This is a genomic window from Pseudomonas azotoformans, assembly GCF_900103345.1.
Classification (GTDB): domain Bacteria; phylum Pseudomonadota; class Gammaproteobacteria; order Pseudomonadales; family Pseudomonadaceae; genus Aquipseudomonas; species Aquipseudomonas azotoformans.
Genome location: NZ_LT629702.1, coordinates 1769161 through 1789119 on the forward strand (window position 1 = coordinate 1769161; position 19959 = coordinate 1789119).

The 19959-nt window shown below is 62.1% G+C and carries 17 protein-coding genes; 11 read left to right on the forward strand and 6 right to left on the reverse strand.

The window, feature by feature from the left end; all coding sequences use genetic code 11:
* Positions 1–4: 4 nt before the first annotated feature.
* On the forward strand, positions 5–1819 hold the full coding sequence (locus tag BLR69_RS07490; protein ID WP_071495369.1) for a serine hydrolase domain-containing protein: 1815 nt from the start codon (positions 5–7) through the stop codon (positions 1817–1819).
* A gap of 17 nt (positions 1820–1836) precedes the next feature.
* Entirely contained in the window at positions 1837–2628 is a 792-nt protein-coding gene (locus BLR69_RS07495; RefSeq protein ID WP_058424124.1) for a MipA/OmpV family protein, read from the forward strand.
* 61 nt (positions 2629–2689) lie between these two features.
* On the opposite strand, the gene BLR69_RS07500 is transcribed toward BLR69_RS07495, so the two are convergent.
* Positions 2690–3967 carry an ATP-binding protein gene (locus tag BLR69_RS07500; protein WP_071495368.1) on the reverse strand — a complete coding sequence of 426 codons (1278 nt, stop codon included), beginning with the start codon at positions 3965–3967 and terminating at the stop codon, positions 2690–2692.
* On the reverse strand, positions 3968–4675 hold the full coding sequence (locus tag BLR69_RS07505) for a winged helix-turn-helix domain-containing protein (RefSeq protein ID WP_071495367.1): 708 nt from the start codon (positions 4673–4675) through the stop codon (positions 3968–3970).
* A 157-nt stretch (positions 4676–4832) separates the two neighbouring features.
* Between BLR69_RS07505 and BLR69_RS07510 the strand changes: the two genes are divergently transcribed.
* A complete protein-coding gene (locus BLR69_RS07510; protein WP_071495366.1) occupies positions 4833–6032 on the forward strand; it encodes an MFS transporter in 1200 nt (399 codons plus the stop codon).
* Here the strand turns inward: BLR69_RS07510 and miaE are convergent.
* The gene (gene miaE, locus BLR69_RS07515; RefSeq protein ID WP_071487932.1) at positions 5988–6590 is read right to left on the reverse strand and encodes a tRNA-(ms[2]io[6]A)-hydroxylase; all 603 of its coding nucleotides are present in this window, start codon (positions 6588–6590) and stop codon (positions 5988–5990) included. The two genes, BLR69_RS07510 and miaE, sit on opposite strands and share 45 nt — an antisense overlap.
* Positions 6591–6746: 156 nt before the next feature.
* On the opposite strand from miaE, the gene BLR69_RS07520 reads away from it, so the two are divergent.
* Positions 6747–7610 (forward strand): universal stress protein, encoded by an 864-nt coding sequence (locus tag BLR69_RS07520; protein ID WP_071495365.1) that lies wholly within the window; start codon positions 6747–6749, stop codon positions 7608–7610.
* A 73-nt stretch (positions 7611–7683) separates the two neighbouring features.
* Here BLR69_RS07520 and BLR69_RS07525 read toward each other — a convergent pair whose 3' ends face one another.
* Positions 7684–8154, reverse strand: a complete 471-nt coding sequence (locus tag BLR69_RS07525) for a DUF1289 domain-containing protein (protein ID WP_071495364.1) — start codon at positions 8152–8154, stop codon at positions 7684–7686.
* 396 nt (positions 8155–8550) lie between these two features.
* On the opposite strand from BLR69_RS07525, the gene acnB reads away from it, so the two are divergent.
* On the forward strand, positions 8551–11160 hold the full coding sequence (gene acnB, locus BLR69_RS07530) for a bifunctional aconitate hydratase 2/2-methylisocitrate dehydratase (protein WP_071495363.1): 2610 nt from the start codon (positions 8551–8553) through the stop codon (positions 11158–11160).
* 741 nt (positions 11161–11901) lie between these two features.
* On the opposite strand, the gene BLR69_RS07535 is transcribed toward acnB, so the two are convergent.
* Positions 11902–13179, reverse strand: coding sequence for a serine/threonine transporter (locus BLR69_RS07535; RefSeq protein WP_071493157.1), 1278 nt, complete (start codon positions 13177–13179; stop codon positions 11902–11904).
* A 284-nt stretch (positions 13180–13463) separates the two neighbouring features.
* On the opposite strand from BLR69_RS07535, the gene BLR69_RS07540 reads away from it, so the two are divergent.
* From BLR69_RS07540 to BLR69_RS07560, 5 genes are all read left to right on the forward strand, one after another.
* A complete protein-coding gene (locus BLR69_RS07540) occupies positions 13464–14057 on the forward strand; it encodes a TetR/AcrR family transcriptional regulator (RefSeq protein WP_071493156.1) in 594 nt (197 codons plus the stop codon).
* Positions 14058–14240: 183 nt separating this feature from the next.
* Positions 14241–14765 (forward strand): cysteine hydrolase family protein, encoded by a 525-nt coding sequence (locus BLR69_RS07545; RefSeq protein WP_071493155.1) that lies wholly within the window; start codon positions 14241–14243, stop codon positions 14763–14765.
* A 53-nt stretch (positions 14766–14818) separates the two neighbouring features.
* Positions 14819–15772 carry a 2-hydroxyacid dehydrogenase gene (locus tag BLR69_RS07550; protein WP_071493154.1) on the forward strand — a complete coding sequence of 318 codons (954 nt, stop codon included), beginning with the start codon at positions 14819–14821 and terminating at the stop codon, positions 15770–15772.
* Positions 15773–15901: 129 nt separating this feature from the next.
* Complete coding sequence (locus tag BLR69_RS07555; RefSeq protein WP_071493153.1) at positions 15902–16969, forward strand: phosphotransferase family protein; 1068 nt, start codon at positions 15902–15904, stop codon at positions 16967–16969.
* A 9-nt stretch (positions 16970–16978) separates the two neighbouring features.
* Positions 16979–17746, forward strand: a complete 768-nt coding sequence (locus tag BLR69_RS07560; RefSeq protein WP_071493152.1) for an SDR family oxidoreductase — start codon at positions 16979–16981, stop codon at positions 17744–17746.
* Positions 17747–17862: 116 nt separating this feature from the next.
* Here BLR69_RS07560 and BLR69_RS07565 read toward each other — a convergent pair whose 3' ends face one another.
* Positions 17863–18315, reverse strand: a complete 453-nt coding sequence (locus BLR69_RS07565; protein ID WP_071493151.1) for a carboxymuconolactone decarboxylase family protein — start codon at positions 18313–18315, stop codon at positions 17863–17865.
* Positions 18316–18469: 154 nt separating this feature from the next.
* Between BLR69_RS07565 and pdxR the strand changes: the two genes are divergently transcribed.
* Positions 18470–19903: a MocR-like pyridoxine biosynthesis transcription factor PdxR gene (gene pdxR, locus BLR69_RS07570; RefSeq protein ID WP_071493150.1), complete on the forward strand. Its 1434-nt coding sequence runs from the start codon at positions 18470–18472 to the stop codon at positions 19901–19903.
* Positions 19904–19959 lie beyond the last annotated feature (56 nt).

Genomic DNA, 19959 nt, shown 5'->3' on the forward strand with positions numbered 1-19959 from the left:
CATCATGCTTCGCACGTTGCGCGGTATTCCATTGCTCGGTTGCCTGTTGGGCAGCATCGGCTGCCAGGGGCAAGCCTCTACCCCGCCGCCGATCCCCAAGGGCGACTACAGCGCGATCATCCGCTACCTGCAAACCCGCATCCCCCGGGATATGACCCAGGCCAATGTGCCCGGTTTGTCGATTGCACTGGTCAACGGGCAGGAGTTGATCTGGGCGCGCGGGTTCGGCATGGCCGACAAAACCCTGGGCGTGCCCGTGACGCCGAACACGGCGTTTCGCGCCGGTGCGATCTCCAAGCTGCTCACCGCCAGCGCTGCCCTGCAACTGGTTGAACAGCAGCGGCTGGCGCTGGACGCGCCGATCCAACAGACGTTGCGCGAGTTCTATGTACGCTCGCGTTTCCACACCGACCAGCAGGCCGCCGACCGCGACATCACCTTGCGCCGCCTGCTCAGCCATCAATCCGGCCTGCCCAGCGAGCACCTGCGCGACCTGCGCAACAGCTATGCCATGGGGCAGATGCCGATGCGCGTGTCCGGTGTTTGGCTGAGCACACCGCCCGGCACCCAAGTGGCCTATTCCAACCTGGGTTATGCGCTGGTCGGCGCGGCGATCGAACGCAGCAGCGGCCGGGAGTTCGAGGCTCAATTGCAACACAGCCTGCTCAAGCCGCTGGAGATGAACCAGGCGAGTTTTATCGGCACCGCAGTACAGGCGGGTTATCGCGCCCAGGGCTACCAGGAAGGCGTGGCCAGCACCGATGCGCAGGTGCGTGACCTGGCGGCCGGCGGTTTGTGGGCCAGCCCCAAGGACCTCAGCCATTACGTACAGATGTTGTTCGCCGAGGGCCTGTACAAGGGCAACCGGGTGATGAACCAACGCTCCATCGATGAAATGTTCACCCAGCAAAACACCGGCAACGCCCTGGACTTTGATTGCCGGATCGGCCTGGCCTGGTTTCTCGCGCCGTGCGGTGACGAGCCGGTTGGGCCGGGAATACGCACCTACCAGCACAGTGGTGGCGGCGATGATTTTGCCGCGCAGTTGACCCTGCTGCCGGACCAGCAGCTGGCGGTGATTATCATGGCCAATGACAGCAATGCCGAAGACCTGGTCGCCAACCTGGCCACCGACACCCTGCGCCTGATGCTCCAGGCGCAGACCGGCGAGGCGGTGTGCAGCGACGAGTGCCAGGCGCCCCGACACGGGCTCAAGTTGCGCCAGGTGCCGGCCGCCATCGACCGCCAGCGCCTGTCCGGGTTTTACGCCACTGCCTGGGGCGTGTTCCGCATCCGGGACAACGCTGGTCGGCTGCGCGGCGAGCTGGCCGGCTACGACTTCGAGCTGCTGCGTGACGATCACGGCTGGCTGCGCGCGCAAAAGAAAGTCCTCGGGTTCTGGCTCAAGGACCTCGGCGAACTCGGCCGCGTGCAGTTGGATGTGATCACTGTGCAGGGCCGACAGATGCTCACCGCGCGCAGCCACGGCCAACGCATCGCCATCGGCGAACGCATCGACCCGCCGCCCTTGCCCATGGCCTGGGCCGACACCGTCGGTACCTACCAAGTGCTCAACACCCACGAACCCGATGCGCCGTTGAGCGGCATCAGCGTGCGCCTGGAAGAAGGTTTCCTGGTGATTCGCGGCCAACTGCACGATGAGCCTTTGACCGATTACATCCTGCTGCCGGTGGACAACGCCCACGCCGTACTCGCCGGCAACGGTTATGGCCTGGGTGACACCGTCAGCCGCCAGGTCAACGGCCTGAGTGCCTCGGGCTACTCCTTCAAACGTACCCATCCACCCTTGAGTTTCTGACCGACATGAAAACCCTGATGAGCCCCAAAAACCTCTGCCTGTCCCTCACCTCGCTGTGTTTGCTGGCAGGCGCCGACGCTGCACTGGCCGAAGACTGGACCTATACGCTCAAAGCCGGCGTCGCCAACCTGCCCCGCTACAGCGGCAGCGACGAGCGCATGACCGCCCCGGTGTTTGGCGGCGCCATTGTCAGCCCCTGGGGGATTTTCCTCGACACCGATAAGGGCCTGGGCTGGGGCTACGAAGGCAATGCCTTGAGTTTCAGTGCGTATGTCGGCGCCAGTGCATCGCGCAAGGACAAGAACGAATCCATGCACTTGGGCTCCAAGCGCCTCAAGGGCATGGGCGAGATCAAGTCACGCCCGCAACTGGGTGTGAGTGCCCACTACAATCTCGGCGGCGCCATTGTCGGCGCGACCCTGGAGCACGCGCTCAAGGAAGACGACCACAAGGACAGCGGCAAGGCCTTTACGCATTTGGAGCTGAGCCTGGGCACCACGCTGTACGAAGGCCGTTATGGCTCCGTCGATGCCAGCATCAACAGCCACTTTGGCGACCGTGACTATCTGCAGACCTGGTACGGCGTCACCACCGGCCAAGCTGCGCGCAGCCGCTTCAAGGCCTACAAGGCCGGTGCCGGCAATATCAGCAATGGCCTGAACCTGGTCTGGAGCCTGCCGATCAGCGAGCACACCGAGTTCTCGACCTTGCTGGATGTGCAGTATCTGGCGGATGAAGCGGGCAAGAGCCCGATTGTGGAGCGACGCTTGCAGACGTCGGTGATGGGCGTGCTGGAATACACGTTCTGATTGGATAGGTGGGAGGGGGCAAGCCCCCTCCCACACTTGATCTCCATTGAATGTAAAAGCGCTATTCGGCGTAGGCCCAGGTCATCCTGAACGACGCGCCGCCCCATTCCGAATCCTGCACCTGCACCTGGCCACCGTGCCACTGCGACACCCGCTGCACCAGCGCCAGGCCGAGGCCGAAGCCACCGGTGCGGCGGTCGCGACTGGCGTCCAGGCGCATGAAGGGTTGGAAGATCTTCGAGCGACCTTCCTCCGGCACACCTGGGCCATCGTCACACACCCGCACTTCATAGCCGCTGCCGAACTTGACCAGCGACACTTCCACACGGCGCTCGGCATACCGAATGGCATTGCGCAGCAGGTTGATCACCGCACGCGCCATAAAGCGCGGCTCGATCTGGATGTAGTCCACTTCGCAGGTGCGCAACGACAACTGGATACCCGCGGCTTCGGCCTCCAGCGCCACGCTGCCGATCACACTGTCGAGCCAGCTGTGGGCCTCGATGCGCTCGCGGGTAACCTGGGTGGCACCGCGCTCCAGGCTGGCGTAGGTGAGCAGTTCGGAGACCATTTCTTCCAGCTCGCCCAGGTCGGCATACATGTCGGCGATCAGTTCGCCACGCAGACGCGGGTCGGCTTGTTGCTTGAGCTGGTCGAGCTCGAACGACAGGCGTGCAATCGGCGTGCGCAGCTCGTGGGACACCGCATTGGTCAGTTCGCGCTGGTTGGCGATCAGGCTTTCGATGCGCTCGGCCATCTGGTTGAAGTGCCCCGCCAGTTCGCGCACGGTGGAGCGGCGCGGCAGCAGGATGCGAGAACTGAGGTCGTTGTCACCAAAGCGTTGTGCGGCCAGGCGAATATGCTCCAGGTCGCGCCAGTGCGGGCGTACCCAGAAATACAGCACGATCGCCAGGCACACCCCGAGAAAACCATAGGCCCACAGGTAGAGCCACTTGGGTTCTTCCGGCAGCTTGATTTCCAGCAGTTGCGGGCCGCCGTCAATACTGGTGAGAAACTCCATGAAATCACCGCGCACCACCAGCAAACCCGCAGCCAGCAGTTGCGTCTCGCGCTCGGTGAGTGCCTGGGTGTCCTTCTGGACCAACTTCAAGTGCAGCCCGTAATGGGGTTGCAGCTCAGCCAGCCGGGCCGGGCGTTCGTCGGCCCTGAGCGGACGCAGTTGCTCCACCAGGGCATACGCCGGGCCGCGCAAGGCTTCGCGATTATAGGTTTCGTTGGCTTCGGGCAGCAGCTCGTCGAAGGTGTAGTTGACCAGCCAGATCGCCCCCGCCAGACCGAGCGCCAGGATCACATACAGGCGCAGAAACAACCGCAGCATCTAAGCCTCCCACGCGAACGGGTTGAACAGGTAGCCCTTGCCCCAGATGGTCTTGATGCACACCGGTTCACGGGGGTTGTCGTTGAGCTTGCTGCGCAGTTTGCTGATGTACACGTCGACGCTGCGGTTGAGGCCGTCGAACGCGATACCGCGCATGCGGTTGAGGATGTCATCGCGGGACAGGATCGTGCCCGAATTGCTGGCCAGCAGCCATAGCAGCTCGAACTCCATGGTGGTCAGGTCGATCTTTTCTTCACCCAGGCTGACGCCCCGGCAACTGCGATCAATCGCCAACCGCCCGAATGCCAGGGCACCGCGCACGGTCGGCTCCGGGGCCTGGCGTCGTTGCAGCGCACGCAGGCGCGCCAACAGCACGGGCGGTTTGATCGGCTTGATCACATAGTCGTCGGCGCCGGACTCCAGGCCCAGGATATGGTCCAGGTCATCTTCCTTGGCCGTGAGGATCACAATCGGCGTGTCAGACACCGTGCGGATCCCGCGGCACACATGCAGGCCGCTCTGGCCAGGCAGCATCAGGTCGAGCACGACGATCTTCGGCTTGAACTCCAGGAACGCAGCCAGGGCCTCGTCGCCCCGGTGCTCCACACGCACCTCGAAGCCATGCTGCGCCAGGAAGTGCGCAATCAGCCCCGCGAGTTTTTCGTCGTCTTCAACGAGCAAGACCTTGCCCAGCCCCAGGTTTTCCATAAGTTCTCAGTGTGCAGACGCGGATTGAAGAGCTGGCATTATAGGTGGCAAGCTGCGCAACTAAAGCAACTGGCCAGCAGCTGCCGACGAAGCTTCATGCTTTTAAGAGTTTTTAACAAATACCCCGCACTCTTTAACGCCATCCACAGGGAGTTGTATGCGCAAGGATTACCTGGCGTTTTTTGTTTCGCTGTTCCTGTCGCGGCTGGCGGACCAGATCCTGCTGTTCATCGTACCCTTGATCGTATTCCAGACCACCCAGAGTGTAGCCTGGGCCGGGCTGGCGTTCTTCGTCGAGTCGCTGCCGCGTTACCTGGCGTTCCCGGTGTGCGGTGCCTTGTGCGACAAGTTCGCGCCAGTGCGCCTGCTGCAGATCAGCCAGGTTTACCGGGCGCTGGCGTGCGTGCTCGCGGTGGTGTTGCATGGGGTGTTCGACGGCCTCTACTGGATTGTCCTGCTCTCGGCGTTGTGCGGGGTGCTGACTACCCAGGGCATCATGGCGCGGGAAGTGCTGATGCCGCATATCTTCGCGCACTACAGCTACGCCAAGACCCTCTCCTACTCGCAGATCGCCGACCAGAGCGGGCTGGTGCTGGGGCCGCTGGTGGCGGCGCTGATGCTGGAAGTCTGGGCCTGGCATTGGGTGGTACTGGGCGTGGCCGGGCTGTTTGTGCTGGCCGACCTGGCGATGCGCGTGTGGCAACGCTCCAGCACGGCGCACCTGGAAACCTTCGAACAGCATCAGGACATATGGCTGCGGCCGCTGAAAATTGCATTCGGGCACATCCGCAACCTACCGGACTTGAAACGGATCATCACCCTGGCCGTGGGGGTGAACCTGATCATTGGCGTCACCCTGGCCACATCGGCGGCGATGGTCACCGGCCAGTTTATGGCGGGCAAGGACGCCTATGCCCTGCTACAGGCAGCAGGCGCGCTGGTGACCATCGCGATCCTGTTTTACCTGGCGCGGGCAGGCCTGCCGTTGAAGGTACTGGGCGGCTTGTCGTATTCGATGATCGGCTTGGGGGCGTTGATCATGGCCGCAAGCCCCGGCGTGTGGCTGTACGCCGTGGGTTTCCTGCTGGTGACCGGCTTCGACAAGATGTTCAACGTTTATCTGCGCAGCACCCGCCAGCGGGTGATCCCCGTGCAAGACTTCGGCAAGACCGTGGGCGTGATCACCCTGCTCAACAACCTGCCGCAACCCTTGGCCGGCCTGGCGGTGGCGGTGCTGGCGGCGCCGCTGGGGACGCAGGCGGTGATCCTGCTGCTGGCCGGGATCGCCCTGTTGCTTGGCGTGGCCGTGGCCTCAGGCTGGCACGCCACTGTGAAAGCGGAACTCGATGTCGGGTGACTCGATCAGGTCCTGCTCGGTCGCCCTCACCCGCTCGATCACTTGGGCGATGTCCTTGGCGTCGCCGTACTGGTACGCCAGCTTCAGGTAACCCTGGAAGTGCCGCGCCTCGCTCTTCAGCAGGCCGAAGTAGAACTTGCCGAGTTCTTCGTCCAAATGCGGCACCAGGGCTTCGAAACGCTCGCAACTGCGCGCTTCGATAAAGGCGCCAACCACCAAGGTATCCACCAGCTTTACCGGCTCGTGGCTGCGCACCACTTTGCGCAAACCAGAGGCATAACGCCCTGCATGCAGTTGGCGCAGCTCGATCTTGCGCTTCTTCATCAGGCGCATGACCTGCTCGTGGTGCACCAGCTCTTCGCGGGCCAGGCGCGACATCATGTTGATCAGGTCGACATGGCTGTAGTACTTGGCAATCAGGCTCAGGGCGGTGCTGGCGGCTTTGAATTCGCAGTTCTTGTGGTCGATCAGCAGGGTTTCCTGATCGGCCAGCGCGGCCTGGACCCAGGCATCAGGGGTGCGGCAACCGAGGAATTCGTGGATTTCTGGCAGGTTCATCGGGCTCACGGGCAAAAGGATCACAAAAGGCCGGCGATTATACCGACCCCGCCGCAGACCACCAGCCACCGGCCTTGATGTGCATCAACATGACGTGCGCGCGCCAGCAACTATAGTTGTTCCAGGCCCCCGCCCTTTTTTATGGAGATCCCGATCATGCAAGCCATCCGCAGCATCCTGGTGGTCATCGAGCCCGAGCACTCGGAAAGCCTGGCCCTCAAGCGTGCCAAGCTGATCGCCGGGGTCACCGATGCGCACCTGCACTTGCTGGTGTGCGACAAGAAGCATGAGCACTCGGCGCTGCTGGCCCTGCTCAAGGCGGGCTTGCAGGAGGACGGCTACAGCGTCAGCACCGAGCAGGCGTGGAATGCCAGCCTGCATGAAACCATTATCGACGTGCAGCAGGCCGAAGGTTGCGGGTTGGTGATCAAGCAGCACTTCCCGGACAGCCCGCTGAAAAAAGCCCTGCTGACGCCGGCGGACTGGAAGCTGCTGCGCTATTGCCCGAGTGCGGTATTGCTGGTCAAGACGTCCACCCCTTGGACGGGCGGAAAGATCCTGGCGGCGATCGACGTCGGCAATACCGATGGGGAACACCGTTCGCTGCACAATTCGATCATTGACCATGGCTTTGATATCGCCAACCTGGCCAAGGCGCAGTTGCATGTGATCAGCGCGCATCCGTCGCCGATGCTGTCGGCGGCGGACCCGACGTTCCAGCTCAGGGAGACCATCGAGGCGCGCTATCGCGAGCAATGCAGGGCGTTCCAGGCGGAGTTCGATGTGGATGACAAACACCTGCATATTGAAGAAGGCCCTGCCGACGTACTGATCCCCTTCCTTGCTCACAAACTGCCGGCGGCGGTCACGATCATCGGTACCGTGGGGCGTACCGGGATTTCCGGGGCGCTGATCGGTAACACCGCAGAGGTGGTGCTGGACGCCCTGGAAAGTGACGTGCTGGTGCTGAAACCTGACGAAGTGATGGACCGTCTGGTGGAGCAGGCCACCAAGGCCTGATGCCGACCTTTCAAACAATGAAGATAAAAAATGTGGGAGGGGGCTTGCCCCCTCCCACAGGGGTTATCCGTTGTCAGGTGGAAAACACATCGCGCAGGAAACCCGGCGCGATATAGCGCTGGTAATGCGCCTCGGACAGGATAAAGAACTCCCGATCGATCGCATCGCGCAGGTCCGGCAACGGCCAGTCGCGAAACTCGGGCAATAGCACCATGCCATAGGCCTCCAGGTTGGAGATCACCCGCGCCCCCCGGGCGATCAACTGGTAGGCCCAGCAGTACTCGGACTGGTGCGGCACGAAGCGGATCTTGCGCTGCTCCAGCTGGCCGCGCAGGGTCTTGGGGTCGAAAACCTCCAGTTTGCCGGCCATTACCTGCACCAACAGCTGCTCCAAGCGTAGCCAGACCGCACGTTTTTCTTCTTCGTTATAGCCATTCCACTGGATCACTTCGTGGTGGAAGCGCTTGCAGCCCCGGCACACCAGATCGCCGTAAACCGTGGAGCACAGGCCGACGCAGGGGGTCTTGATGGTTTGGTTGGACATGGGTAACGGCACGCAGATCAGCAAAACAATGCGCCATGTTAGCCCTTTGTCTAAGCTCGATCACCCAGCAAACTTGGTCAGGCAACTTACCTTTAGAAATTTTTTGCCGTAGAATCATCCGGCCTTGTAAGGCGCCAATAATCCGCTGGAAGCTGTTTTCAAAGCGTCACGAGCACAGTCGTTCCTTCAGAACGGTGTTGGCGCGGGCCCTGACTCGGTAGGTCAGAGCCCTCGCCAACCCTCATCAGCTCCGTTCTGCAGGCGTAAAACTTTGAAAGCAGCTTCTGTGAGGAATGCCGGCAGCGCTGGCTTTGCGGCCCAAAAAGCCCCCGAGCGCATGCGTGCCGTTCATTTCTGGATGAGCGTCCCGTGGGACCACTGATGAGGGTAATAACTGTGCTTGAAGCCTACCGCAAACATATCGAAGAGCGCGCAGCCCTGGGTATTGTTCCCCAGCCGCTTAACGCCGAACAAACCGCAGGCCTGGTCGAGCTGCTGAAAAATCCTCCGGCTGGCGAAGAAGAATTCCTCGTTGACCTGATCACCAACCGCATTCCACCAGGCGTTGACGAAGCTGCCTACGTCAAGGCCGGTTTCCTGTCTGCCCTGGCCAAGGGCGAAGCCACTTCCCCCCTGATCGACAAGAAACGCGCCGTTGAACTGCTTGGCACCATGCAAGGCGGCTACAACATCGTGACCCTGGTCGAGCTGCTGGACGACGCCACACTGGCTCCCGTCGCCGCCGCCCAACTCAAGCACACCCTGCTGATGTTCGATGCGTTCCACGACGTGGCCGAAAAAGCCCGTAACGGCAACGAACACGCCAAAGCCGTGATCCAGTCCTGGGCTGACGGCGAGTGGTTCCGCAACCGCCCTACCCTGGCCGACAAGATCAGCCTGCGCGTATTCAAGGTGACCGGCGAAACCAACACCGACGACCTGTCCCCTGCTCCCGATGCCTGGTCCCGTCCAGACATCCCGCTGCACGCCCTGGCCATGCTGAAAATGGCCCGTGAAGGCATCGTGCCGGACGAGCAAGGCAAGACCGGCCCGATGAAGCAGATCGAAGAAATGCGCGGCCAAGGCTTCCCGATCGCCTACGTCGGTGACGTGGTCGGTACCGGTTCCTCGCGTAAATCCGCGACCAACTCCGTGCTGTGGTTCTTCGGCGACGACGTTCCGTACGTGCCGAACAAGCGTGCCGGCGGCTTCTGCTTCGGCAGCAAGATCGCTCCGATCTTCTACAACACCATGGAAGATGCGGGCGCACTGCCCATCGAGTTCGACGTAACCAACATGAACATGGGCGACGTGATCGACCTGTACCCGCATGCTGGCAAAGTCTGCAAACACGACTCCGACGAAGTCATCACCACCTTCGAAATGAAGACCCCGGTGCTGTTGGACGAAGTGCGTGCTGGCGGTCGTATCCCGCTGATCATCGGTCGCGGCCTGACCGACAAGGCCCGTGCCGAACTGGGCCTGGGCCCTACCGACCTGTTCAAGCTGCCTGAAGCGCCTGTCGACACCGGCAAAGGCTTCACCCTGGCGCAGAAAATGGTCGGCAAAGCGTGCGGCCTGCCAGAAGGCAAAGGCGTTCGTCCTGGCACCTACTGCGAGCCGAAGATGACCACCGTGGGTTCCCAGGACACCACCGGTCCGATGACCCGTGACGAACTGAAAGACCTGGCGTGCCTGGGCTTCTCGACCGACCTGGTGATGCAGTCGTTCTGCCACACCGCGGCCTATCCAAAGCCGATCGACGTGACCACCCACCACACCCTGCCTGACTTCATCATGACCCGTGGCGGTGTATCGCTGCGTCCAGGCGACGGCATCATCCACAGCTGGCTGAACCGCATGCTGCTGCCGGACACCGTCGGCACCGGTGGTGACTCCCACACCCGTTTCCCGATGGGCATCTCGTTCCCGGCCGGTTCCGGCCTGGTCGCGTTCGCCGCAGCCACTGGCGTAATGCCGCTGGACATGCCGGAATCGATCCTGGTGCGCTTCAAAGGCAAGATGAAACCTGGCATCACCTTGCGTGACCTGGTTCATGCCATTCCTTACTACGCGATCCAGTCGGGTCTGCTGACCGTAGAGAAGAAAGGCAAGAAGAACGCCTTCTCCGGCCGCATCCTGGAAATCGAAGGCCTGAACGACCTGACGCTGGAACAGGCTTTCGAGCTGTCCGACGCCTCGGCTGAACGTTCGGCTGCCGGTTGCACCATCAAGCTGTCGAAAGAGTCGATCACCGAATACCTGAACTCCAACATCACCCTGCTGCGCTGGATGATCGGTGAAGGCTACGGCGATCCACGCACCCTGGAACGTCGCGCCCAAGCGATGGAAGCCTGGGTTGCCAACCCGGAGCTGATGGAAGCCGATGCCGACGCGGAATACGCCGAAATCATCGAGATCGACCTGGCCGAGATCAACGAGCCGATCCTCTGCGCACCGAACGACCCGGACGATGCACGTCTGCTGTCGAGCGTTGCCGGCGAGAAGATCGACGAAGTGTTCATCGGTTCGTGCATGACCAACATCGGTCACTTCCGTGCGGCCGGCAAGCTGCTGGAGCAGGTCAAGGGTCAGCTGCCAACCCGTCTGTGGCTGTCGCCGCCGACCAAGATGGACGCTCACCAACTGACCGAAGAAGGCTACTACGGCATCTACGGCAAGGCTGGCGCGCGCATGGAAATGCCGGGCTGCTCGCTGTGCATGGGTAACCAGGCACGTGTTGAGCCGAACTCGACCGTGGTGTCGACGTCGACCCGTAACTTCCCGAACCGTCTGGGTGATGGCGCCAACGTCTACCTGGCTTCGGCCGAGCTGGCAGCGGTAGCTTCTACCCTGGGTCGCCTGCCGACCGTCGAAGAGTACATGGGCTACGCAGCGAAACTGGATACCATGGCCAGTGACGTCTACCGCTACTTGAACTTCGACCAGATTGCTGAGTTCCGCAAGATCGCAGCAAGCGCCAACATCCCGGTGATTCAAGCCTAAGGTGTTGATGTGAAGAGACGCCGCGTATCGTGAGGTACGCGGCGTTTTTTTATGTCTGGGATATGGGTGGGGCCGGGTACATATCCGTTATCTAGGTAACGGCTGGTATTGGTTCCGCCCTTACGGCGGGTCACTTTGCAAAAAAAGCGGCAAAGTAACCAAAACGCTCTTGCCCCAACACTCGGCACCTCGCCTAGGCTCGGTGTGCCCGTAATTCGACAGTGATTTGGGGGGGCGCCTAAGATCAAAATCAAAAGCAGATCAAAAGCAGGCGGATATCTAACTGATGTATGGAGATCAAACTGTGGGAGGGGGCTTGCCCCCGATGGCGGTGTGTCAGCCAGCTCATCAGTGACTGACCCACTGCCATCGGGGGCAAGCCCCCTCCCACACTTTGACCGAGTACCGGCCATTCAATCCGGTCGGCTCTAAGGCCGCCGCGCTCTTGATCTTGATCTGGGGCGCCCCGTCAAACACGCTGGCCGAACGCAGGCTTGAATCCGTGGGTAACCCGGCAGGACGCCGGGTTAGCCGCCCCGCGCCATGGATGGCGCGTGGCGGCGGCCCACGGATTCAAGCCGGAGTGAGGGCACACCGAGCCTAGGCGAGGTGCCGAGTGTTGGGGCAAGAGCGCTTTGGTTACTTTCGACTGGGCCGGCATTCCGGCTTTTCGAAAGTGACCCGCCGTAAGGGCGGAACCAATATCAGCCGTTACCTAAATAACGGATATGTACACCAACCTCAAACAAAAAACGAATAGACCACCGCAGTAATCGCCACCAGGCCAACCGCCGTGACAAACACATTGGACGCCTGCCCCCGGTACTTGGCCATGGCCGGCACCTTGCGAATGGCATACATCGGCATCAGGAACAGAATCGAAGCAATGATCGGACCGCCCAGCGCCTCGATCATGCCGAGGATGCTCGGGTTCAACGTCGCCACGATCCAGCACACCACCAGCATGAACGCCGCCGTCATGCGGTCCAGGCGCTTGGCCTGCGGACGACGACCCGTCTTCAGCACCAGCCCCTTGAGGCCTTCACTGGCGCCGATGTAGTGGCCCAGGAACGACTTGGCAATCGCCACGAACGCAATCAACGGCGCTGCGAACTCAATGGTCGGGTTATTGAAGTGGTTGGCCAGGTACGACAGGATCGACAGGTTCTGCGCCTTCGCTTCGGCCAGTTGCGCCGGCGAAAGGGTCAGCACGCAGCTGAACACGAAGAACAGCACCATTACCACCATCAACAGGTGCGCGCGGGACAGGATCTGCGAGCTGCGCTCATCGGCGTGGGCGCCGTACTGGCGCTTCTGGTCCACCGCAAAGGCCGAGATGATCGGCGAATGGTTGAACGAGAACACCATCACCGGAATCGCCAGCCACAAGGTGTTGAGCAATGCGGACGGTGCCGGGACTTGGCTGGCGGTGCTGAGGATGCCGCCATTCCAGTGCGGGATCAGGTACACCGCCAGGAACAGCAACGCGACGATAAACGGATATACCATCAGGCTCATGGCCTTGACGATCACTTGCTCACCGCAACGCACCACGCCCAGCAGGCCGAGGATCAGCACGAACGACAGGATCGCCCGTGGCGGTGGCGCGATGTGCAGTTGGTGTTCCATGAAGCTGCCGACTGTGTTGGTCAACGCCACGCTGTAGATCAGCAGGATCGGGAAGATCGCAAAGAAGTACAGCAAGGTAATCAGCGCGCCGGCCTTGATGCCGAAGTGTTCTTCCACGACGTCGGTGATGTCGGAGCCTGCACGGCCAGACAGCACGAAACGGGTCAGGCCACGGTGGGCGAAGAAGGTCATCGGGAACGCCAGCAGCGCGAGGATCACCAGGGGCCAGAAGCCGCCCAGGCCCGCGTTGATCGGCAAGAACAGCGTACCGGCGCCAATGGCGGTGCCGAACAGGCCAAGCATCCAGGTGGTGTCCTGGCGGCTCCAGCTTGTGAGGGTTGCAGGTGTCGTTGCATAGCGTTCGTCGACGCTATTGGCCTGATCATTCATCCGGTCGGATCTCCGCATTTACACGGCCGGGACGAGTCAGAAAAACCTGACAGGCAGCGCCCCGACCATAGAAGGGGCCGGATTGTCCGGGATTCTCGTGAATAAGCAAAGACTTAGCTGAGGAACGGTGGTGCGGTTCAAGCCCGCATGGGCGGCTGTAGGCGGCGATTTTCGCGGCGCTTGGCGAGATGCCTGATATACATTCCCGCACAAATCTATTTTAGAATTTCACACGTTACTGTAGTTTTCACACAACGCCCACCGTGTATCCAGAGAGCCCCGCCATGCCTCGCGTCTCCCGCAAACAAGCCGATCTCAACCGCGAAATCATCGTCGAGGCCGCCACGCACCTGTTTCGCGAACGCGGGCTGCACGGCATCAGCCTGTCAGACGTGATGGCCGCTGCCGGCCTGACCCACGGCGGGTTCTACGGCCACTTCGCCTCCAAGGAAGCCCTGGCCACCGAAGCCTGCCAACAGGCATTCGAGCACGCCAACCTGGGCTGGCAGGCTAAAATCGAGCACAGCGACGATCAACAGGCCGCCCGCCAGGCGGTGCTGGGGCCTTACCTGACCGCCACCCACCGCGACAACCCCGGCGACGGCTGCCCGGTCTCGGCCTTCGCCCCGGACATGTGCCACGAACCCGCTGATACCGCCTTGCAGCACGCCTTTATAGAAGGCGTGGAAAAGTCCCTAGAGATTTTCTCTCAACTGGACGACGGAGACCGTCAAGCGATGCTGGCCCATTACGCGATGATGGTGGGCGCAGTGACCCTGGCGCGTGCGACACGGGGCAATAGCCTGTCGGACGAGTTCCTGACGGCCGCAAGAAATACCCTGTTGCCCGTTGACAGCCCTTCCCCCATCCCAGCATGATCGGGCCATGAACATTATCCAGCTCGTCCTCACCCGTACCACCATCACGACCGCTTACGGCGGGTCGTGCGGTGGCTGTGGGTGCTTGAGCTAGACACTTCACAGATCCAACCCAAGGCCCCGCCAGCAATGGACGGGGCCTTTTTTTGCTCCGTCCGTTCGGCAACCACCAGGAGCAACACCATGGCTGACGCCCTGCTGATCATCGATATGCAAACCGGTTTATACGATGGCCCGGACAAACCATTTGAACGCGAACGCGTGCTCGCCTCCATCAACCAGCTGATTCATCGTGCGCGCAATGCAAGCGTACCGATCTTCGTGGCGCGCCACACCGGCCCTGGGGGCTCACCGATTGCAGCCGGCAGCCCGTTCTGGCAGCTGTGGCATGAGCTAGAGGTCGACGAATCCCGCGACTACCTGTTCAACAAGACCCGTCCCAGTTGCTTCCTGGGCACCGATCTTGAGCAGCAACTGAGCGCGGCGCAGGTCAAGGAGCTGGTGATCGTCGGGATGAAAACCCAGTTCTGCATCGACACTACCTGCCGGGTCGCCGTGGAGTTGGGGTTTTCGGTGGTGCTGCCCGAAGATGGTCATACCTGCATGGACACGCCGGCGCTAAAAGCCGAGGCGATCATCGAGCATCACAATACGACCCTGGCCGGTGCGTTTGTGAAGCGGGCCAGCGCCGCCGAGATCCGCTTCTGACCGCACAAATACGGCATACTCCTCCCCTCAAACCCTTCAGGAAGAGCCTTCCGATGACCGCTACTGTTCTGGTCCTGGTTGAAACCATCAACGAATACCTGCCCATCATCGAGGGCAATGACTTTCATGTGATCCTGGCGCCGACCCCTGCCGAACGCGCCGAAGCGATCAAGGCCCACGGCAGCCAGATCAAGGCGGTGCTGACCCGTGGCCCGCTGGGCTTGTACGCCGAGGAAATCGCCGCCCTGCCCCTGCTGGAAATCATCTGCGTGATCGGCGCCGGCTACGAACACGTCGACCTGCAGGCCGCCAGCAATCGCGGGATCGTGGTTACCAACGGCGCCGGGGTGAATGCGCCGTCGGTGGCCGATCACGCCATGGCGCTGCTGCTGTCGCTGGTGCGCGGCATCCCGCAGACCGACGCCGCGGTGCGTCGCAACGAATGGCCCAAAGTGATGCGCCCGTCCCTGGGCGGCAAGCAACTGGGCATTCTAGGGTTGGGCGCCGTGGGCATGGAGATCGCCAAGCGCGCCGCCCTGGGGTTCGGCATGGAAGTGAGCTATCACAACCGCCAGCCGCGTGACGATGTGGACTACACCTACTGCGCCACCGCCGTCGAGCTTGCGCGCACCTCGGACTTCCTGATCCTGGCCACGCCGGGCGGCGCCAGCACCCGCCACCTGATCGACCGCCACGCCCTCGATGCCCTGGGGCCGAATGGCTACCTGGTCAATATCGGTCGTGGCAGCGTGGTGGTTACCGCCGACCTGGTCGCCGCCCTGGAGCAGCGTCGCATCGGTGGCGCCGCGCTGGACGTATTCGACGACGAGCCCAAGGTGCCCGACGCGCTCAAGAAGCTCAGCAATACCGTGCTCACCTCCCACGTGGCCGGACTGTCGCCGGAAGCTGCCCACGACACCGTGCAGCGTGTGGCCGACAACCTGGTGGAGTACTTTGCCGGCCGCCCGGTGCTCACCCCGGTCGCCCTGCCGCCGCCCACTAAATGACCGATCAGGCACGCTGATCATCGTCCAACACGCTAACCTATTAAGCCGCCCCGACCTTGTCGCTGGGCGGCTGCGCGCATTAGATTAGGAAATAGTCCGAGGCCTTTAGAATAAGCAGAAGGGATAAGCATGGCGCTGAACGACCAATCGACCCAGATTCGCCCAGGCGAAGAGCTTGATGCCAGCCTGATCGATCCCTACCTCAAGGCCCATATCTCGGGCCTGAACGGCACGCCCAGGATCAGCCAGTTTCCCGGTGGCGCGTCGAACCTGACCTACCTGCTGGAATACCCCGGGCAGGAATTCGTGCTGCGTCGCCCGCCCTTTGGTCACAAGGCCAAGTCCGCCCATGACATGGGCCGCGAATACCGCATTCTCAACCAGCTCAAGGACGGCTTCCCGTACTGCCCTAAAGCCTATGTGCATTGCACGGATGAGTCGGTAATCGGTGCCGAGTTCTATGTGATGGAGCGCGTCAACGGCATCATCCTGCGCTCCGACCTGCCAGCCGAACTGGGCCTGGACGCCAGCAGGACCGAGGCGTTGTGCAAAAGCTTCATCGATAAGTTCGTCGAACTGCACCAGGTGGACTACCACGCCTGCGGCCTGGCCGACCTGGGCAAGCCGGAGGGCTATGTAGAGCGCCAGATCCGCGGCTGGAGCGACCGCTACGAGAAAGCCCTGACCCCCGACGCACCGCGCTGGGAAGCGGTACGCGCCTGGCTCAACGACAAGATGCCGGCCGATCACCCCACGTCCAGCATCGTGCACAACGACTACCGCTTCGATAACGTGATCCTCGATCCGCACAACCCGATGCAGATCATCGGCGTACTGGACTGGGAACTCACCACCCTCGGCGACCCGCTGATGGACCTGGGCAACACCCTCGCCTACTGGATCGAAGCGGCGGACCCGGCGCCCGTGCAGTTGATGCGACGCCAGCCGAGCAACGCCCCCGGCATGCTCACCCGCCGCGAGTTCGTCGACTATTACGCCGAGCGCTCCGGCATCCAGATCGACAATTTCGACTTCTACTACACCTACGGCCTGTTCCGCCTGGCCGGTATCGTGCAGCAGATCTACTACCGCTTCTTCCATGGCCAGACCCAGGACAAACGCTTTGCGCAGTTCATTCACATGAACAAGCTGCTCGAGCAGATGAGCCTGAATGTCATCAGCAAATCGTCCCTTTAAGGAACCGCTATGTCCAAGACCCACCTGTTCGACCTCGACGGCAAGATCGCATTCGTTTCCGGCGCCAGCCGTGGCATCGGCGAGGCTATCGCCAAGTTGCTGGCCCAGCAAGGCGCCCATGTGATCGTCTCCAGCCGCAAGCTGGAAGGCTGCCAGCACGTCGCCGACGCGATCATCGCCGACGGCGGCAAGGCCACGGCCGTGGCGTGCCATATCGGTGAAATGGAACAGATCACCCAAGTATTCGCCGGCATCCGCGAGCAATTCGGCCGCCTGGATATCCTGGTCAACAACGCCGCGACCAACCCGCAATTCTGCAACGTGCTGGACACCGACCTCGGTGCGTTCCAGAAGACCGTGGACGTGAACATCCGTGGTTACTTCTTCATGTCCGTGGAAGCCGGCAAGCTGATGCGCGAGAACGGCGGCGGCAGCATCATCAACGTCGCCTCGATCAACGGGATTTCACCGGGCGTGTTCCAAGGCATCTACTCGGTGACCAAGGCCGCCGTGATCAACATGACCAAGGTGTTCGCCAAGGAGTGCGCAGCGTTCGGCATTCGCTGCAACGCCCTGCTGCCAGGCCTGACCGATACCAAGTTCGCCTCGGCCCTGGTCAAGAACGACTCGATCCTGAAAATGGCCCTGGCCCAGATCCCGCTCAAGCGCGTGGCCGAGCCGAGCGAGATGGCCGGTGCGGTGCTGTTCCTGGCCAGTGATGCGTCCAGCTACACCACCGGTGTATCGCTGAATGTGGACGGCGGTTTCCTGTCCTGACCTCACAAACAACACCCAACCTGTAGGAGCGAGCTTGCTCGCGAAAAACGCCCAGGCAACGCGCTCATTCCGGATGTACGCGTTATCGTTGACAACCTTCACGAGCAAGCTCGCTCCTACAAGGGTGAGGCATTCGGCGGCTGTTGCCGAAAGCTCACCGCCAGGCGGTTCCAGCCACTGATGCTGGACACCGCCATGGTCAGGTCCACCAGTTCCTGTTCGCTGAACTCCAAGCGCACTGCCGCGTACAGCTCATCCGACACCGTCGAGGTGGGCAGCGTCGCCACCGACTCGCTCCAAGCCAGCGCAGCCTTTTCCCGTACAGTGAAGAACGGCGAATCCCGCCATACGCATAACGCAAACAAACGCCGCTCGGCTTCGCCGCGTTGAAGGGCCGCCATCGAGTGCATGTCCGTGCAGAAACCGCAGTGGTTGAGCTGCGAGACGCGAATCTTGATCAGCTCCAGCAACGGTTTTTCGATGGACAGCTCGAAGGTCGTTGCCTCCAGCATCAGCATGCCCTTGAGTGCTTGCGGCGAGGCGGTGTAGTAATCCAGGCGAGGTTCCATGGGCGGTTCTCTGAGGGTGGAGGCAAGGACAGTCCAGCCTAGAACCCCTATGGAATAAGCCCTATAGCCAATCGGCCGGTTTATGCAGAGTCCATTTTGCGTCAGCCCTGCACGCGCGTACTCTTGGCGCAGATTGAATGCCCCGGGACAAGTCATGGAACTGCACGTTGTGATCAATGGCCGCAAGGACCTGGCCGAACAGCTCTATCAACAGCTGCGCGAAGCCATCGGGTCCGGGCGCCTGGCCGCCGGCGCGCAACTGCCGCCGAGCCGTTTGCTTGCCGAACAACTGGGCGTGTCGCGCAAGACCGTGTCCGACACCTACGCCACCCTGACCTACGAAGGCCTGCTGGTCGGCAAGACCGGTCGCGGCACCTTCGTCAACGCCCGCGCGCCGCAGTCCGAGCGTGTGCAAACCGCCACCGACCTGGCCTGCGCCGCCAACCTGGCAAAATGGCAGGCGCTGCCCTCGCCCATGCGTCATCCCACCCGGGACAGCACCTTGCGCTATGAATTTATCGGCGGCGCCACCAGCCGCAACCAGTTCCCCCAGGACGAATGGCGCCGCTGCACCCAGGACGCGCTAAGGCGCATTGCCCAGAACAGCGGGTTCTACAGCCAGCCCGAAGGCTTACCGGCGCTGCGCAGCGCGATCGCCGGGCACATCGCGTTCTCCCGTGGGGTCAACTGCCGCGACAGCGACATCGTGGTCACCAACGGCGCGCAACAAGCGCTGGACCTGATTGCCCGCGTGGTGCTGGAACCGGGCAGCATCGTAGCCATGGAAGACCCCGGCTACAGCCCTGCCCGCCAGATGTTCATCGCGGTAGGCGCCCAGGTCGCTAGCGTGCCGGTGGACGAACAGGGCATCCGGGTCGACCTGATCCCCAACGGCACACGGCTGATCTACGTGACGCCCTCCCACCAGTTCCCCCTCGGCATGCCCATGAGCCTGGCACGCCGTGAAGCCTTGCTCGCGCGAGCGTTCGAGCTGGGCGCGATCATTATCGAGGACGACTACGACAGCGAGTTCCGTTACGAAGGACGGCCCACCGACTCCTTGCAAAGCATGGACACCCGTGGCGTGGTGACTTACGTCGGCACCTTCTCGAAAACCTTGCTGCCGGAGCTGCGCCTGGGCTACGCGGTGCTGCCGCCGGCGATCTACGGCGCGGTGCTCAAGGCCAAGCAATTGACCGACCAGCACAGCTCCACCCTGCCCCAGTGGGCGCTGGCCAAGTTCATCAGCGAGGGCTACCTGCTCAAGCACATCCGTCGCTGCCATACGGTCTACGCCGGGCGTCGCGAGCGCATCCTGCAGCGCCTGGCGGGGGACCTGTCGCCGTGGTTCGAAGCGGTGCCGACCGTGGCCGGGTTCCACATGGCGGCGCTGTGCAAGGTGCCGGTGAATATCCCGCTGCTGATGGAGCTGGCGCGCCGGGTGGAAGTGGGCTTGTACCCCCTGGATGTGTTCTTCCATGACGCGCCGGTACGCTCGGGCCTGATCATCGGCTTCGGCGCGATCGAGACCCTGGACATCGACCCGGCGCTGGACAAGGTGCGCGATATTCTCCAACAGATTGGCTAGCGGATTTTCCGCCGGATTGGTCATTGGTCACCCAGGCACTGCGGCGTAGGGTGAAC

Coding starts and splice junctions, on each gene's coding strand:
- BLR69_RS07490 (WP_071495369.1), top strand. CDS start 5: ATGCTTCGCACGTTGCGCGGTATTCCATTGCTCGGTTGCCTGTTGGGC.
- BLR69_RS07495 (WP_058424124.1), top strand. CDS start 1,837: ATGAGCCCCAAAAACCTCTGCCTGTCCCTCACCTCGCTGTGTTTGCTG.
- BLR69_RS07500 (WP_071495368.1), bottom strand. CDS start 3,967: ATGCTGCGGTTGTTTCTGCGCCTGTATGTGATCCTGGCGCTCGGTCTG.
- BLR69_RS07505 (WP_071495367.1), bottom strand. CDS start 4,675: ATGGAAAACCTGGGGCTGGGCAAGGTCTTGCTCGTTGAAGACGACGAA.
- BLR69_RS07510 (WP_071495366.1), top strand. CDS start 4,833: ATGCGCAAGGATTACCTGGCGTTTTTTGTTTCGCTGTTCCTGTCGCGG.
- miaE (WP_071487932.1), bottom strand. CDS start 6,590: ATGAACCTGCCAGAAATCCACGAATTCCTCGGTTGCCGCACCCCTGAT.
- BLR69_RS07520 (WP_071495365.1), top strand. CDS start 6,747: ATGCAAGCCATCCGCAGCATCCTGGTGGTCATCGAGCCCGAGCACTCG.
- BLR69_RS07525 (WP_071495364.1), bottom strand. CDS start 8,154: ATGTCCAACCAAACCATCAAGACCCCCTGCGTCGGCCTGTGCTCCACG.
- BLR69_RS07535 (WP_071493157.1), bottom strand. CDS start 13,179: ATGAATGATCAGGCCAATAGCGTCGACGAACGCTATGCAACGACACCT.
- BLR69_RS07540 (WP_071493156.1), top strand. CDS start 13,464: ATGCCTCGCGTCTCCCGCAAACAAGCCGATCTCAACCGCGAAATCATC.
- BLR69_RS07545 (WP_071493155.1), top strand. CDS start 14,241: ATGGCTGACGCCCTGCTGATCATCGATATGCAAACCGGTTTATACGAT.
- BLR69_RS07550 (WP_071493154.1), top strand. CDS start 14,819: ATGACCGCTACTGTTCTGGTCCTGGTTGAAACCATCAACGAATACCTG.
- BLR69_RS07555 (WP_071493153.1), top strand. CDS start 15,902: ATGGCGCTGAACGACCAATCGACCCAGATTCGCCCAGGCGAAGAGCTT.
- BLR69_RS07560 (WP_071493152.1), top strand. CDS start 16,979: ATGTCCAAGACCCACCTGTTCGACCTCGACGGCAAGATCGCATTCGTT.
- BLR69_RS07565 (WP_071493151.1), bottom strand. CDS start 18,315: ATGGAACCTCGCCTGGATTACTACACCGCCTCGCCGCAAGCACTCAAG.
- pdxR (WP_071493150.1), top strand. CDS start 18,470: ATGGAACTGCACGTTGTGATCAATGGCCGCAAGGACCTGGCCGAACAG.